The organism is Halocynthiibacter sp., from assembly GCF_049608145.1.
Taxonomy (GTDB): domain Bacteria; phylum Pseudomonadota; class Alphaproteobacteria; order Rhodobacterales; family Rhodobacteraceae; genus Halocynthiibacter.
In genome coordinates this window covers 22,265-36,190 of sequence record NZ_JBMYXF010000034.1, presented here as the reverse complement: position 1 = coordinate 36,190, position 13,926 = coordinate 22,265, and the positions used below count along the sequence as shown (strand labels likewise).

Genomic DNA, 13,926 nt, shown 5'->3' with positions numbered 1-13,926 from the left:
TACGTTACGGCAGATCACACGAACGTCTTCCTGGCCTTCAACTTTCAGGTTGAAAAGCGTGGAAAGGAAGCGACCTTGCTTCAGGCGCTTCAGCAGGTCGTTGAACGGTACGTTGATTGCGATTGGCTCTTCGCCACCGCCGTATACAACACCAGGTACCAGGCCATCGCGACGTGCCTGACGAGCGGCGCCCTTGCCTGTCCCCGTACGTTCCGTGGCGATAAGATCAGGAATCTGTCCAGCCATTTGTATTCTCCAATATGATAAGGGTGGGACTCCTCCAAGGCTGTAGCCCCACGTGAAGTCGCGCGTATAGACGGATTCCTGTGGATTTGAAAGCTGTTTTTGGAGTGGGATGTCTAACTGTGTCCCCGGGAGCCATTTTCAATGATCAGGCTGGTGATCCGTGGCCAAAATCAGGAACCAAATGCTGCGCACGATGCCATAGATGCCTCGAAAACAAACGAAACCTTCCGGCCTTCTGATATCTCAGATCGAAGAAGGCCGGAAGGTAAATTTTACTTCTTGTTGTGGAAGATAAAGCCGATGAAGTTCAGCAAAAGTTGTGCCGCCAGGATCTGGGTGCTTTCGGCTGGATCATAGGCCGGGGCGACCTCTACAAGGTCAATACCCACCACATCGCCGCGTTTGGTCAGGCCCTGGACGATTTCCAGCACGTCGTAATATTGGAAACCACCATGGCTTGGGGTGCCTGTGCCGGGCGCGATGGATGGGCAGAACGCGTCAATGTCTATGGTCACATAGTAACGGGAGCCTTCCGGGATGCGATCCAGCACAGCCTGGGTGCCAAGTTTGCGCACCTGACGCACAGATAGAATGTCAGATCCACGTTCGCGCGCATCTTCATAACCTTCCTTCGCGGTGGAAGACACGTTGCGGATGCCCAGTTGGGTCATGCCAGAAACGTAATCTTTCTCAATTGCGCGGCGCATTGGGTTGCCATGGCCGTCGGTCACGCCGTGACGTTCATCAACGAAATCAAGGTGGGCGTCGATCTGGACCACATGGATCGGACCTTTTTCAGTGCAGTCTTCTTTATAGGCGTTGATGCAGGGGATGTTGATGGAATGATCGCCGCCGATTGTCACAGGAATTGCGCCTGCGTCGAGGATTTTCTTAACACCATATTCGATATTGGCGTGGGATTCCTCCGTCTTGGTGTGAATGATATCCGCATCGCCGCAATCCACGATCCGCACGCTTTCATCCAGATAGGTCGCGTCATCCTCATGGTCATAAGCACCGGCGTGACCGAAGCTGAACAAGGTGGAGGCTTCGCGCACAGCACGCGGACCAAAGCGCGCACCGGATCGGAACTGACAGCCGAAATCAAACGGCGCCCCCAAGATCGCCACATCCGCGTCGATCTTGTCCCAATTTTCGACATATGGCTTTTTGCCAAAAGTTGCGATGCCGACAAATGGCAGGTTCAGGCGACCTGCTTCGTAACCATGTGATGACATGATTTTCTCCGTTTCTTATTATAGTTAACGATAGGCCAGTTCCGGCAGGAACAGGGCGATTTGGGGGAAGATGACCAGCAAGCCGGTCACGACCAGAAGGATGAACAGGAAGGGCGGAACCCCTCTGACGACCTCAATGAAAGGGCGACGGAAGACCGCGATTGCAGTGAAGAGGTTGCAGCCAAACGGCGGTGTTGCCGCACCAATGGCCACTTGCAGCGTGATCAAAACACCGACCAGCACCGGATCCAACTCTGCGGCTTTGATCATCGGGGCAAAGATCGGCACAAGGATCAAGATCACAACGATACTGTCCACAAACATACAGCCAACAAAGAAGGCGATGTTAATGGCCAGAAGGATCATCATCGGGCTTGCATCATTCAGGCCAAGCGATGCGATGATCTGTTGTGGGACCTGTGCAAAACTTAATGTCCAGCTAAAGGCCGCACCCGCCGCAATCAGGATGAACACAACAGAGGTGATCGCACCGGTGGACAAAGCAATGTCAAAAAGATCGCGGATCTTGATGGAACGGAAGATCACGACCTCTAAGATCGCCGCATAAAGCACGCAGATCGCAGCCGCTTCGGTCGGGGAAAACACCCCGCCATAGATCCCGCCGACGATGATCGCAGGGAAGCCCATCGGCCAGAGCGCACGGCGCATGGCAGTGAACCGCTGGCCCCAGTCTTCGCGTGGCAGAACCGGAATGTCGTGACGATGGGCGTAATACATGCAGTACATGGAAAAAAGCACAACGATCAGAAGGCCCGGAACGATGCCCGCAATGAACAGCTGTGAAATCGACGTGCCAGAGACAACGCCATAAATGATCATGCCAATGCTTGGCGGGATCAAATAGGCAAGGTCAGCGGCGTTCACGATCAGGCCGATGGTGAAACTGTCGCTATAGCCAGATTTCAGCATGCGTGGGCGCATCGCGCCGCCAACGGCGACCACGGTGGCCTGGGTTGATCCGCACACCGCACCAAACAATGCACAGGCAGAGGTCACAGAGATCGCAAGCCCGCCCTTGATATGACCCATGAAGCTCATGACCACATCAATCAAACGGTTCGCAGAATGTCCCCGCGTGATGATATCAGCCGCCAGGATAAACATCGGCACAGCAATCAGGGCTGCGGGTTTTACACCCCCAATCATCTGCTGCACAAGGATTTGCAGGCTCATGTTTGGAAAGTACACAAAGAAACCCAACACAGCGGCCGAGATCAAAGGCATCTTCATGGGGAAACCGCATAACAGCAGAATCACCATGACAATCAGCATAAATTCGGTCACTTTGCGGCCTCCTCGCTTGAGTTTTCTTCATGTCGGCGGATCGCAGCAGCTGTTTCCGGGTCCTCATAACTGTCGACTTCAAGGTAGGAGACATAGATCTCTTCCTCAGCGAAGTTCAGGTTACGGATTGCGGTCAGAAGATATTGGAACGACGCCATCGCAAGCCCGATCACGACCCAGATATAAGTCAGATACAGGGGCAACTGCAGCGCGGGGGTAATGCGGCCACGGCTTGCGACTTTCTGAACATATTCAAATGCATACCAGGCCAGGATCGCCATCATCACAGATGTGGTCGCCGCGATAACAACCATCAGCCCTTTACGGATTTTCGGTGGCAGCGCATCATAGATTGCAGACATGCGGATGTGGATGCCTTTGCGGGTGGCATAGCCAAGGCCCATGAAGGTTACGATGATGATCAGAAACTCGTTCAGTTCTTCGGAAAAATAAATGGACTGGTTGAACACATAGCGGCCAAAAACATTGGCGATTGTATTCACAGCCATCAGAATAACACCCCAGCTCAGGATCCAGATTTCAACACGGCCGATGGCGGCGTCAATCTTACCCAGAAAGCCAAAGGGCACGGCTTCAGGCTTTTGCATTGATTTGCACCTTTTGGATGTCCCGCGCGCGGAAGAGAGAGAGAAAACACGCGGGACAGTTACGGGATCAGTTGGATGACAGCTCAGCGTTCAGCGCGTCGAGCAGTTCCTGACCACGTGCGCCTGCGGTTTCCACATAGGCCTCTGCTGTGTCGCCAGAACGTGCGCGGAAAACGTCACGCTCTTCTTCAGTCAAGACAACAAGGCTGATCTCTGGCTTTGCTTCTTTAATCACATCCAGACGTGCGTCGTTGAAGTCAGTCACAACACCGTCGATAAAGCCGGTCATATCCGCCATGGTAGAGCGCACCAGATCTTGACGATCTGCAGATAGGGTTTCAAACCAGTCGGAACCCGCAACAACGGTGGTCACCAATTCCTGCTCGCCCGCCCAAATCAGGTGAGACGTCACTTCATAGAACTTCATTTCTTCAATGGTCGGGATCGGGTTGACCTGACCATCAATCGCACCCAACTGCAGCGCGCCGAAGACTTCGCCAAATGGCAGCGGCGTGGGGCTTGCGCCCATGTTGCTATAGGTTTCCACGAGGATCGGGGACACCATCACGCGCATTTTGAAGTTCTCAAAATCTTCCGGGGAACGGATCTCGCGGTTGGTTGTCCAAACCTGGGGGCCCTCAGAATACATGGTCATGACTTCAAGGCCACGCTTGCGGAAGTCCTCGTTTAGAGGGCCGTAAATGGTTTCTGATGTCGATAGGATGTTGGAAATCGCAGCCGGGTCAGACGGCAGCAGGTATGGCAACAAGAAGGCCTGGCTTTCCGGAACAATCGTGCCAAGGTTGCCGATGGAAACATTGGTGAATTGGATCACGCCATCTGCAGCCTGTTCCACGGTTTCAGTTGGTGTGCCAAGCGTGCCCATTGGGTACACGGTTACGGTCACATCGCCATTGGTGGCCGCTTCGATGCGGGATTTAAATTCCTGCGCATAGGCGTCCATGATGGAACCCGGGATCTCCTCGATCGCGAACTTCCAGTCTTCTGCAAATGCAGCGGCAGGTGCAAGGCTTAGCAGGGCAGCCGCGGCCGTTGTTTTCAGGTGTTTCAGGTTAAAGGTCATTTGGTTTCCTCCCATGATCCCATTCAGATTCGATCACCGGAAGCACATCACGTGTCATTATATGAAAAAATATTAACTTGCTTATTTTCACATAAGAAAAATTCACGTAAGTAAGATAGTTACGATGCAACTGGAGCAAGCTTGTTGAAATTACTCCGAAACACCCTCCTTGAGACATTTGTAACCGTCGTTGAATGCGGCGGCTTCTCTGATGCACAATTTGCGCTGGGGATCACACAATCGGCGATTAGCATCCGTATTCGTGACCTAGAGACCGGACTGGGGTATCGGGTCTGTGAACGCGGGCGCGCCGGGTTTCGGCTTACCGAACGTGGTGAAATCGCGTATAAAATGGCCCGTGATATTCTGCGATCGGCCAGAGATTTTGATGCTGAATTGTTGGAATTGCGAAACTCCATCGCCGGGGAATTGCGGATAGGTGTCGTTGACGCGGTCAGCAGCCTGCCCGGCTTGCCGCTGGTTCCTGCCTTGCAAACCTTTCTTGGCCGTTCAAACGACGTTCAACTGGAACTGTTGATTGCTTCACCAAATGAACTGACCCAAAAACTGATTTCCGGGGAAATCCATGTAGCAATCGCACCGTTTCGAAACCAGTTACCTGACCTTAACTACGTCGAGGTTTGTACCGAAGAACATCGTCTCTATTGTAGCGAGAAGCATGCCGTATTTAATTTGCCCGCCGAAAACATCAATGCGCGCCTTCTATCTTCGTACCCCCTATGTCAGCGATCCTATGATATGATGGCCTCGACAGATCTTGCCGCGTCCAAAGCTCAGGTTCTTGTCGCCAACATGGAAGCGATGGCCATGCTGATTGAAAGCGGTCATTATCTTGGCGCACTGCCTGCACACTATGCCCGGCAATGGGTTGATCGGGGTGTGTTTCGTGAATTGCGCAGCGATGACCTACGCTGGACTTCAGTATTCTATCTCGCGACACGTCCAAATCGCAGCCAACGCCAGGCGGTAAAGCTGTTCTGCGATGATGTAATCGACTGCATTCAGAATCACAAAATTTGATGCGTTTCAAAAAATATATTCATTTTTGTTATGCATCATTCTTCCCATATCTTTGTAACATCAATTCATTCCAGGAGAAACTATCATGAATGATTTTACAGCCACCATTCAAACCCCCGGCCGTATCGCAGCATTTGCCAACGGCGATCAGGGGGGAAACCCTGCGGGTGTAGTTCTGGGTAACACTCTTCCGGCCCCTGATGAAATGCAACGTATTGCAGCAGATCTTGGATACTCCGAAACTGTCTTTGCAGCCCCCGATAAGAACCGTTGGAAAGTGCGATATTATTCACCTGAAGATGAGGTGCCTTTTTGCGGTCATGCAACCATTGCCTTAGGTGCAATCCTTGGTGAAAACCGCGGTGCAGGCATATATCATCTGGATCTGGCGGAGGCACAAATATCGGTGTCCACGCAACCCTCTGAAACCGGGTGGCAGGCCGCCTTGCAGTCACCAGAAACCTGGTCAGATGCACTTGATGAAACTCTGCTTCAGGAAATTCTAGATCTTTTTGGCCTGACCAGCAGCGATCTGAATCCACAATTGCCGCCACGCCTTGGTTTCGCCGGCAACCGGCATGCAATCCTGGCGCTGAAATCCCGTGATACCCTTGCGCGGATGGCCTATGATTTTGACGCTGGCAAGACCCTGATGGAACGCGAAAACCTGATCACCATCAGTCTGCTTTACGTCGAAACCCCTACTCTCATCCACGCCCGCAACGCTTTTGCCATTGGTGGTGTTGTGGAAGATCCCGCCACCGGTGCCGCAGCCGCGGCCCTGGGCGGTGTACTGGTTGATATGAACTGGCCGGGTCTAAAAGGCGGAGGCCACTTTACCATCCGTCAAGGCGAAGACATGGGCCAGCCCTCGCTGTTGAATGTAGAAGTCACGGGCACAGCAGGTGACTCCGTTCGTGTCAGTGGCGACGCAAGAATGATCGAAGCATAAAAGGTAACGCTCTGGGTTCATGACCCAGGGCGTTACAACATGACCTATTGTACCTGTTTATGACTGCGGGCAGTGCGGGCGACCGGAATTATCGCCGCCAATGATGCAAGGGCTGCGGTCCACGATCGTGTTGTCCACCTGAGGGGTGCCAAGGGTTGTTGATGTGATTGCATCTGTTTGTGGAATTGCGGCTTCAACATTCTCCGCCTGTTCTGTGACAACATCTTGCCGCACAGGCGCTTCTTCACGATTGCCAAATCCGCCGCGCAGATCCGGGATTTCTATACCGGCACAACCCGCCAACGTCAGAGCCATACCACCCAGCATCAGTGTCTTCAGAATATTCATACCGCTCACCTTATCAATTATTGTTGATACAAGTTTACGCGGCGGACCACGCCCCGGCAAGTGGGGGCGTGGTCAATACGCAATATCAGGCCCAACGACCTTCAAAATCTTCGGGGATCAGCAGGATATTCTCATCGACATTATTGATGTCGCGATGTCCGCACAGCGCCATGGAGACATCCATTTCCTTATGCAGAACCTCCAGCGCCTTTGTCACACCTTCTTCGCCCATGGCCCCCAAGCCATATATGTAAGCCCGGCCGATCATCACGCCTTTTGCGCCCATGGCAACGGCTTTCAGAATGTCCTGCCCGGTGCGGATACCACTGTCGAGATGCACTTCAACCTTGTCCCCAACAGCCGCAACAATCGGGCGCAGCATACGGATGGACGAAAGCGCACCATCCAGCTGACGCCCGCCGTGGTTCGACACAACAATCGCATCGACGCCCAGTTCCGCAGCCTTCTTCGCGTCTTCCACATCAAGGATCCCCTTCAGGATCACCTTGCCGCCCCACCAGTCGCGGATTTTGGCGACTTTTTCCCAGTCCAACGTCAGATCGAAACGATCGCCCGTCCAGGCCGCCAGATCGGCGGGGTCTTTGATCCCGTCCACATGGCCGACAATATTACCAAACATCCGGCGCTTCGTGCCCAGCATACCCAAACCCCAACGCCAGCGGGTGGACAGATCAGCGATGGAAGACAATGTCAGCTTGGGCGGCGCGGACAGGCCGTTTTTTAGATCCTTGTGGCGTTGCCCGAGGGTCTGCAGATCAAGGGTGATCACAAGGGTCGAACAGCCCGCTGCCTTCGCGCGCTCAATCAGCTGTTTGGTGAAAGCATCATCGTTCATCGTATAAAGCTGGAACCAGAACGGTTGGTTGACGTTCTCGGCCACGTCCTCAATCGAACAAATCGACATGGTCGACAACGTATAGGGCACCCCGAATTTCTCCGCGGCTTTTGCTGCCAGGATTTCACCATCCGCATGCTGCATCCCCGTCAGGCCGACTGGGGCCAGAGCCACCGGCATCGCCACATCTTGGCCGACCATCTGGTTTTTTGTGGTGCGGTTGGACATATCCACCGCCACGCGCTGACGAAGGCGGATGGCTTCGAAGTCAGAGGTGTTCTCGCGGAAGGTCTGTTCCGTCCAGGACCCGCTTTCCGCGTAATCATAAAACATACGCGGCGCGCGTTTCTTATGCAGACGCTTGAGATCTTCGATTGAGGTAATCACAGGCATTTTGGTCCCCCAGGGTGGATTTCCAGAATTGGTAAAATTTCATTACCAAAATGTGAGGCACGGTGCAACTGGAGTGAGTGGGGATGCGGCAATGGGCATCTGCTCCTGTATTGGGAAACTCCGCCTTACTCATGTCATATAACCGTTACATTGGCGAGCTAACCTGAAATCGCAAAGAACGAGAAAACATAGGAGGCTTCGATGACCTCTCTCAATATTCAGCTATGGGAGCTGATTTCGAATTACAAAATGCCTGATGATGCTTCAGGATTGCCATTTACGGATCAGTTGATGGTGGAAAATAACATCTCGCGCGAAACCGCAGATGTCGCGATCACCGAATATCACAAGTTTATGTATTTGTGCGCCACGCGGGGTGAACGCAATGTGCCCTCAAAAGCTGTCGATCTTGTCTGGCATTTGCACATGCAACACAGCCGTGATTATTGGGATGGGTTTTGCAACATACTTGGCAAACCTGTTCATCATAATCCCGGCGGTCAGGGAGCAAAGCATCTAGAAGGCTACAAAGCGACTGTTGAAGCATACAGAGACCTGTTTGGCACACCGCCCCAAGGTATCTGGAAACAGCACAACAAGATTGGAACATTTTTGACACTGTGTCTTTTGACGGCGTTTATCTGCTTTAGCGCGGATGCCATTTCACAGAGCAACAATCCTGTATTCGGTGTGCTGTTCATGTCCCTCCCGTTGTACATGTATGTGACTACTCTGAACGGGCTGACCACAAAAGGGGAATTCACCCTGACTTTCGAGGGCAAGGATCCTTTTGCGAATGATGACGCTGGGGACTGCGGTTCAGGATGCGGTGGCTGCGGCGACTGACACACCGGGGCTTGCATGTGCTCAGTGTAAACCATCATAGTTTCCCGTTTGAAAAATAGAAAACCCCGCTCAATCAAGCGGGGTCCAATGGCTTAGCTCTAGGTGTCAGATCAAGCGCGGTGGGCGCCGTCGGCGAGGGTTTTCACGAAAGCCAGGACATCAGCGGTGCTTTCGCCTTCGCCGATCTTCTTAACAATCGCGGACCCGACAACTGCGCCGTCAGCGATAGAAGCAATGGCCTCTGACTTCTCAGGCGTGTTGATGCCAAAGCCTACGATCACCGGCAGGTCGGTTGAGGCTTTGATGCGCGCCACTTCTGGGCCTACGTCGCCTGCTTCTGCTTCGGCCGCACCCGTTACGCCGGTGACAGAGACGTAATACACAAAGCCAGACGTGTTCTGCAGAACCTTTGGCAGGCGTTTGTCGTCGGTCGTTGGTGTGGCGAGACGAATAAAGTTCAAGCCTGCCGCCTGGGCCGGGATGCAAAGTTCGCTGTCCTCTTCCGGTGGCAGATCCACCACGATCAGCCCGTCAATGCCAGCCGCTTTTGCATCGGCAAGGAATTTATCGACGCCACGGGAATAGATCGGGTTGTAATAGCCCATCAGCACAATCGGCGTTGTGTCATCTTCCTTACGAAATTCTGTCGCCAGATCGAGTGTCTTCTGCAGGGTCATGCCAGCTTCCAGCGCGCGCTGACCGGCCAGCTGAATGGTTGGGCCATCCGCCATCGGATCCGTAAAAGGCAACCCAAGTTCGATCACATCCACACCCGCCGCTGGCAAACCTTTTACGATTTCCAGCGATTGTTCATAATTGGGATCACCCGCCATCACATAAGAAACAAACGCTTTCTTACCTTCGGCTTTCAGGGCGGCGAATTTAGCATCGATACGGGTCATGGGCAGTCCTTTATGTCTTGCCTTTGACTTGTGCTTGAAACTGAGGCGAAGATCAATCCCGCATCACATATGAACACAGAGCTCAATCCCACAGCCTGTTAACCATATTGTCAGAAAAAAGGCAGAACAAATGCCCAAGCAGAACCAAACCCGCAAGCCTGTGCGATGCGAAAGACACCCCTCACATTTGGGAACCTGTTAATTTATCAATTGTTACAGAAGTTTCGATGTGAATTCGGTGACTGACAGGAGCCGAAACCCCTGCCAAAACCAAACCACCGCTTACCCGTTCAAATTTGCATCAATTTTTGCTGAAATTGGGGCGAAAACCAGGTTTGATCAGGGTTTCGGCGCGGTTTAATTTAGTCAGACTGCTTAAACATACCATGTCAGGCATTCATTTTCTGCTTATGAACCCTGGCTCAGTGACCAAAGGTTCGCGCAGCGCGCTCCCGAACGGCAATATGCAAGAACGGGGCCCTGCACCTCTCGCAAAGCCCTGGCGAAATCAGCCACATTCTCATGTGTCATCGCCCCGGAAATAACGGGCAGGTAAAGCACTTCGATTCCCGCGCTGCCTGCCGCTGCCTGAATTTCACTGAACAGCGGTTGCCCTGCTTCTTCGTGATCTGGCCGGTTGCAGATGATCGTACGAAACCCCGCATCTTTCAAGGTCGGAATATCTGCCGCTGAAATCTGCGGGCAGACGCTCAGGACATCGGACATTTTACGCATTTCCATGATATTCACCTTCATTCAGATCTTATTGACCGGGACTTTAAGCATGGGATCACCATGTTCGTCTACAGGCAGCTCACCCGCGCGCATATTCACTTGCAGTGAAGGTATAATCAGCTTCGGCATATCAAGGGTCGCGTCACGTTCCGTCCGGAATTTCACAAATTCCTCGCGACTTTTCCCGCCGCCCACATGAATATTGCCTGCTTTTTCCTCTGCCACCGTGGTTTCCCAGCGGATTTCACGCCCATTGGGCCCATAATCATGACACATGAACAGGCGCATCTCATCAGGCAAAGCCAGAACACGCTGAATACTGTCATAAAGTTCAGCGGCACAGCCCCCGGGAAAATCCGCCCGGGCAGAACCGCCGTCCGGCATGAACAACGTATCCCCAACAAAGGCGGCATTCCCCATCACATGCACCATACAGGCAGGCGTATGTCCCGGTGTATGCATCGCAAAGCAGGTCATCTCGCCAACTTGGTAAACGTCACCTTCCTTAAACAGACGATCAAACTGGCTGCCGTCACGTTGAAACTCAGTGCCTTCGTTAAACACCTTCCCAAACACATCCTGCACCAGGGTAATGTTTTGACCAACGCCAACCTTACCGCCCAATTTCCCCTGAATATAAGGTGCGGCAGACAGGTGATCCGCATGGACGTGGCTTTCGATCTGCCAAACAAGTTCCAGCCGGTTTTTCTGGATGAACGCGATAATCTTATCAGCGTTTTCAGATGTGATCCGCCCCGCTGCATAATCAATATCCATCACACTGTCGATCACAGCGCAGGCATTGCTGGCTGGATCTTTCACCACGTAACTGATGGTATTTGTCGCCGGATCAAAGAAAGCGGTGACTTCGGGTTCCATTTCCATGGAAATCGGATAGGCGTTCATCTCGGGTGTCCTCCCATGAAAATCAAATATGTACGGAGTGCCCCCCGCACTGCCAATTCAGACCTGCGTCAGCGACGGCAGGTTCTGATACCAAAGAGTGTATAGAGAGGGCAGAATCGCACAAGCCCCGTCACGATGAAGACCAGACCTGCGATGGTGGTCAGCGCGCTGATCAGAATGCTGTCAGGCACCCCGGAAAACCAGGTCAGAAGAAGCAGGGTAAACCCTGCAATAAGGCGAAACATGCGGTCACTGCCGCCAACATTGGCATTCATCTTCAGGTCTCCGGATTTATGATTGCAACCCGATAGCCCGACAGTACAAATGGTTTGGTAACTTTGTCACCAAACGGATCAGACCGCCGTCTCAGCCAACCGCGCCAGCGAAGGCCTGTCCAGCAAAGTGATGGTGCCCCGACTTTGCGCAACCCACTCTCGCCGTTGAAATTCCTGCAACTGGCGTGAAATGACCTCACGTGCGGTACCAAGCTCAGCTGCCATTTTCTGATGGGTGGATTTAATCACATCCCCGTCGCGCGAAAGTTCCAGCAAACGCTGTGCCAGACGAATATCCATGCGCTGAAAGGCGATGTCTTCGATGACCTGGAATAGATCTGTGATACGGCGGGAGTAAGCCGTAAAAACAAAGCGCCTGAAGGTTTCCGACGTTGAAATCAGATCCTCAAACACCATACGTGGGATGGCGGCGGCAACCACTTCTGTTTCAGTGATGCCTTCTGCGGAATAATCGTCATAGGCCAGCAGGCAAGCCGTGGTCATGACACAGCTTTCCCCCGCGTTCACGCGGTACAGAACAATTTCGCGACCGCCTTCTGACAACTGCTGCACCCGCACGGTTCCTTCCAGCAATAGCAGCAGATTTTCTGGCGTTTTATCCGGCCCGAAGATCACCGTATTCGCGGGCAAAGTAACGACTTTGCTGCGTGAAGTCAGGCGTTCACGCAATTCAGGCTTAAGTTGTGAAAGACCCATAAAGCGGTCAATCCAGTTGGAATTATCCATGTCATCTCTGTCATTCTGGCTGGTTGTCAGTACAGAATATGCGCCCATTGAAGATACGTCTACGATGAAACGCCATTGGGCACAGACGACGCGACGAAATATGTTACGAAATCCAGAGGGATGGGAAATTCTGTAACATATCACTTGCAACGAATCAAAATCACGAATATTTCGACCATGCGGTCGGCTATTGATCCGCGTGAAGACATGCCACCGAATAAAGGGAGCCAGTACATGGACGCATTTATCTGCGACGCAACGAGAACGCCGATCGGCCGCTATGGCGGGGCGCTGTCCTCTGTGCGCACCGATGATCTGGCCGCCCACCCGATTGCGGCCCTCATGGCGCGCAACCCGCAGGTTGACTGGGCGTCGATTGATGATGTGATCTTTGGCGATGCAAACCAGGCCGGTGAAAGCAACCGTAACGTTGCACGTATGGCGGCCCTTCTGGCGGGGTTGCCCGTAGACGTGCCCGGCACCACAGTTAATCGCCTTTGCGCCTCTGGTATGGATGCCGTTGGTATGGCCGCGCGCGGTATTAAAGCGGGTGATTATGACATGGCCATTGCGGGTGGTGTGGAAAGCATGTCGCGCGCGCCGTTTGTGGTTGGCAAACAGACTTCGGCCTTTGGGCGCGCGGCACAGATGTTTGACACCACCATTGGCTGGCGTTTCATCAATAAGAAATTACAAAAGATGTATGGCACAGATTCCATGCCGGAAACGGCGGATAATGTTGCTGCGGATTATAACGTGAACCGAACCGATCAAGATGCATTTGCCGCGCGTTCGCAGGCCCGTTGGGCCGCCGCACATGAGGCCGGTATTTTCAACGATGAGATCACAGCCGTCGAAGTGCCGCAACGCAAAGGCGACGTGGTTGTCGTTGACACCGATGAACACCCCCGCCCGGGTACAGATGCCGCGAATTTGGGGAAACTCAAAGGCGTGAACGGGCCGGATTTGACGGTGACTGCGGGCAATGCCTCTGGTGTGAATGACGGCGCTGCGGCCTTGTTGATTGCCTCAAAGGAAGCCGCCGAAAAACACGGTCTGACACCAATGGCCCGTATCGTTGGCATGTCAGCCGCAGGGGTTGAACCCCGCGTCATGGGCATCGGCCCCGTCCCCGCTACGCGCAAGGTTTTGGCCCGCGCCGGGCTGACGATTGAAGACATGGATATCATTGAATTGAATGAAGCTTTTGCAAGTCAGGGCATCGCCACTTTGCGCGAGCTTGGCCTGCCGGATGACGCCGCACATGTGAACCCAAATGGTGGCGCAATTGCCATTGGTCACCCCCTTGGCATGTCTGGCGCGCGCCTTGTGATGGCGGCAGCTTATCAATTGAAACGCACAGGCGGGCGCTATGCGCTTTGCACCATGTGCGTGGGTGTCGGCCAAGGCGCCGCAATTATTATTGAACGCGTATAAGGGAGGA

16 protein-coding genes and 1 pseudogene are annotated in these 13,926 nt (G+C 53.2%); 5 read left to right on the top strand and 12 right to left on the bottom strand.

From position 1 onward, the window contains the following. From ACPGUT_RS11000 to dctP, 5 genes and pseudogenes are all read right to left on the bottom strand, one after another. Positions 1-246, bottom strand: a pseudogene (locus ACPGUT_RS11000) (50S ribosomal protein L25/general stress protein Ctc); the annotation flags it as partial. Positions 247-518: 272 nt separating this feature from the next. Further along, complete coding sequence (gene speB, locus ACPGUT_RS10995; protein ID WP_423991306.1) at positions 519-1,484, bottom strand: agmatinase; 966 nt, start codon at positions 1,482-1,484, stop codon at positions 519-521. 24 nt (positions 1,485-1,508) lie between these two features. Continuing rightward, a complete protein-coding gene (locus ACPGUT_RS10990) occupies positions 1,509-2,789 on the bottom strand; it encodes a TRAP transporter large permease (protein ID WP_423991304.1) in 1,281 nt (426 codons plus the stop codon). Further along, positions 2,786-3,397, bottom strand: a complete 612-nt coding sequence (locus ACPGUT_RS10985; RefSeq protein WP_423991302.1) for a TRAP transporter small permease — start codon at positions 3,395-3,397, stop codon at positions 2,786-2,788. The genes ACPGUT_RS10990 and ACPGUT_RS10985 overlap by 4 nt, the downstream gene beginning before the upstream one ends. Before the next feature lie 67 nt (positions 3,398-3,464). Next, entirely contained in the window at positions 3,465-4,481 is a 1,017-nt protein-coding gene (dctP, locus tag ACPGUT_RS10980; protein WP_423991300.1) for a TRAP transporter substrate-binding protein DctP, read from the bottom strand. A 144-nt stretch (positions 4,482-4,625) separates the two neighbouring features. On the opposite strand from dctP, the gene ACPGUT_RS10975 reads away from it, so the two are divergent. Both ACPGUT_RS10975 and ACPGUT_RS10970 read left to right on the top strand, forming a co-directional pair. Beyond that, positions 4,626-5,522, top strand: a complete 897-nt coding sequence (locus ACPGUT_RS10975; protein WP_423991298.1) for a LysR family transcriptional regulator — start codon at positions 4,626-4,628, stop codon at positions 5,520-5,522. Between the two features lie 85 nt (positions 5,523-5,607). Further along, a complete protein-coding gene (locus ACPGUT_RS10970; RefSeq protein WP_423991296.1) occupies positions 5,608-6,474 on the top strand; it encodes a PhzF family phenazine biosynthesis protein in 867 nt (288 codons plus the stop codon). 57 nt (positions 6,475-6,531) lie between these two features. On the opposite strand, the gene ACPGUT_RS10965 is transcribed toward ACPGUT_RS10970, so the two are convergent. Continuing rightward, complete coding sequence (locus tag ACPGUT_RS10965) at positions 6,532-6,822, bottom strand: hypothetical protein (protein ID WP_423991294.1); 291 nt, start codon at positions 6,820-6,822, stop codon at positions 6,532-6,534. 85 nt (positions 6,823-6,907) lie between these two features. Next, positions 6,908-8,071 (bottom strand): alpha-hydroxy acid oxidase, encoded by a 1,164-nt coding sequence (locus ACPGUT_RS10960; protein WP_423991292.1) that lies wholly within the window; start codon positions 8,069-8,071, stop codon positions 6,908-6,910. Between the two features lie 249 nt (positions 8,072-8,320). Between ACPGUT_RS10960 and ACPGUT_RS10955 the strand changes: the two genes are divergently transcribed. Next, on the top strand, positions 8,321-8,917 hold the full coding sequence (locus ACPGUT_RS10955) for a glycine-rich domain-containing protein (RefSeq protein ID WP_423991290.1): 597 nt from the start codon (positions 8,321-8,323) through the stop codon (positions 8,915-8,917). 110 nt (positions 8,918-9,027) lie between these two features. On the opposite strand, the gene trpA is transcribed toward ACPGUT_RS10955, so the two are convergent. From trpA to ACPGUT_RS10930, 5 genes are all read right to left on the bottom strand, one after another. Further along, positions 9,028-9,819, bottom strand: coding sequence for a tryptophan synthase subunit alpha (gene trpA, locus ACPGUT_RS10950; protein WP_423991288.1), 792 nt, complete (start codon positions 9,817-9,819; stop codon positions 9,028-9,030). 408 nt (positions 9,820-10,227) lie between these two features. Further along, positions 10,228-10,560 (bottom strand): TIGR01244 family sulfur transferase, encoded by a 333-nt coding sequence (locus ACPGUT_RS10945; protein ID WP_423991286.1) that lies wholly within the window; start codon positions 10,558-10,560, stop codon positions 10,228-10,230. Between the two features lie 15 nt (positions 10,561-10,575). Then, positions 10,576-11,460 (bottom strand): MBL fold metallo-hydrolase, encoded by an 885-nt coding sequence (locus ACPGUT_RS10940; RefSeq protein ID WP_423991284.1) that lies wholly within the window; start codon positions 11,458-11,460, stop codon positions 10,576-10,578. A gap of 68 nt (positions 11,461-11,528) precedes the next feature. Then, positions 11,529-11,735 (bottom strand): YgaP family membrane protein, encoded by a 207-nt coding sequence (locus ACPGUT_RS10935; protein WP_423991282.1) that lies wholly within the window; start codon positions 11,733-11,735, stop codon positions 11,529-11,531. A 78-nt stretch (positions 11,736-11,813) separates the two neighbouring features. Next, a complete protein-coding gene (locus ACPGUT_RS10930; protein ID WP_423991280.1) occupies positions 11,814-12,482 on the bottom strand; it encodes a Crp/Fnr family transcriptional regulator in 669 nt (222 codons plus the stop codon). Between ACPGUT_RS10930 and ACPGUT_RS10925 the strand changes: the two genes are divergently transcribed. Together ACPGUT_RS10925 and pcaF are read left to right on the top strand one after the other, a co-directional pair. After that, on the top strand, positions 12,481-12,618 hold the full coding sequence (locus ACPGUT_RS10925) for a hypothetical protein (RefSeq protein ID WP_423991278.1): 138 nt from the start codon (positions 12,481-12,483) through the stop codon (positions 12,616-12,618). The two genes, ACPGUT_RS10930 and ACPGUT_RS10925, sit on opposite strands and share 2 nt — an antisense overlap. A 98-nt stretch (positions 12,619-12,716) precedes the next feature. Next, positions 12,717-13,919, top strand: a complete 1,203-nt coding sequence (gene pcaF / locus ACPGUT_RS10920) for a 3-oxoadipyl-CoA thiolase (RefSeq protein WP_423991276.1) — start codon at positions 12,717-12,719, stop codon at positions 13,917-13,919. The last annotated feature ends 7 nt before the right edge of the window (positions 13,920-13,926 follow it).

Coding starts and splice junctions, on each gene's coding strand:
- speB (WP_423991306.1), bottom strand. CDS start 1,484: ATGTCATCACATGGTTACGAAGCAGGTCGCCTGAACCTGCCATTTGTC.
- ACPGUT_RS10985 (WP_423991302.1), bottom strand. CDS start 3,397: ATGCAAAAGCCTGAAGCCGTGCCCTTTGGCTTTCTGGGTAAGATTGAC.
- dctP (WP_423991300.1), bottom strand. CDS start 4,481: ATGACCTTTAACCTGAAACACCTGAAAACAACGGCCGCGGCTGCCCTG.
- ACPGUT_RS10970 (WP_423991296.1), top strand. CDS start 5,608: ATGAATGATTTTACAGCCACCATTCAAACCCCCGGCCGTATCGCAGCA.
- ACPGUT_RS10965 (WP_423991294.1), bottom strand. CDS start 6,822: ATGAATATTCTGAAGACACTGATGCTGGGTGGTATGGCTCTGACGTTG.
- ACPGUT_RS10960 (WP_423991292.1), bottom strand. CDS start 8,071: ATGCCTGTGATTACCTCAATCGAAGATCTCAAGCGTCTGCATAAGAAA.
- ACPGUT_RS10955 (WP_423991290.1), top strand. CDS start 8,321: ATGCCTGATGATGCTTCAGGATTGCCATTTACGGATCAGTTGATGGTG.
- trpA (WP_423991288.1), bottom strand. CDS start 9,819: ATGACCCGTATCGATGCTAAATTCGCCGCCCTGAAAGCCGAAGGTAAG.
- ACPGUT_RS10945 (WP_423991286.1), bottom strand. CDS start 10,560: ATGGAAATGCGTAAAATGTCCGATGTCCTGAGCGTCTGCCCGCAGATT.
- ACPGUT_RS10940 (WP_423991284.1), bottom strand. CDS start 11,460: ATGAACGCCTATCCGATTTCCATGGAAATGGAACCCGAAGTCACCGCT.
- ACPGUT_RS10935 (WP_423991282.1), bottom strand. CDS start 11,735: ATGAATGCCAATGTTGGCGGCAGTGACCGCATGTTTCGCCTTATTGCA.
- ACPGUT_RS10925 (WP_423991278.1), top strand. CDS start 12,481: ATGTCATCTCTGTCATTCTGGCTGGTTGTCAGTACAGAATATGCGCCC.
- ACPGUT_RS10930 (WP_423991280.1), bottom strand. CDS start 12,482: ATGGATAATTCCAACTGGATTGACCGCTTTATGGGTCTTTCACAACTT.
- pcaF (WP_423991276.1), top strand. CDS start 12,717: ATGGACGCATTTATCTGCGACGCAACGAGAACGCCGATCGGCCGCTAT.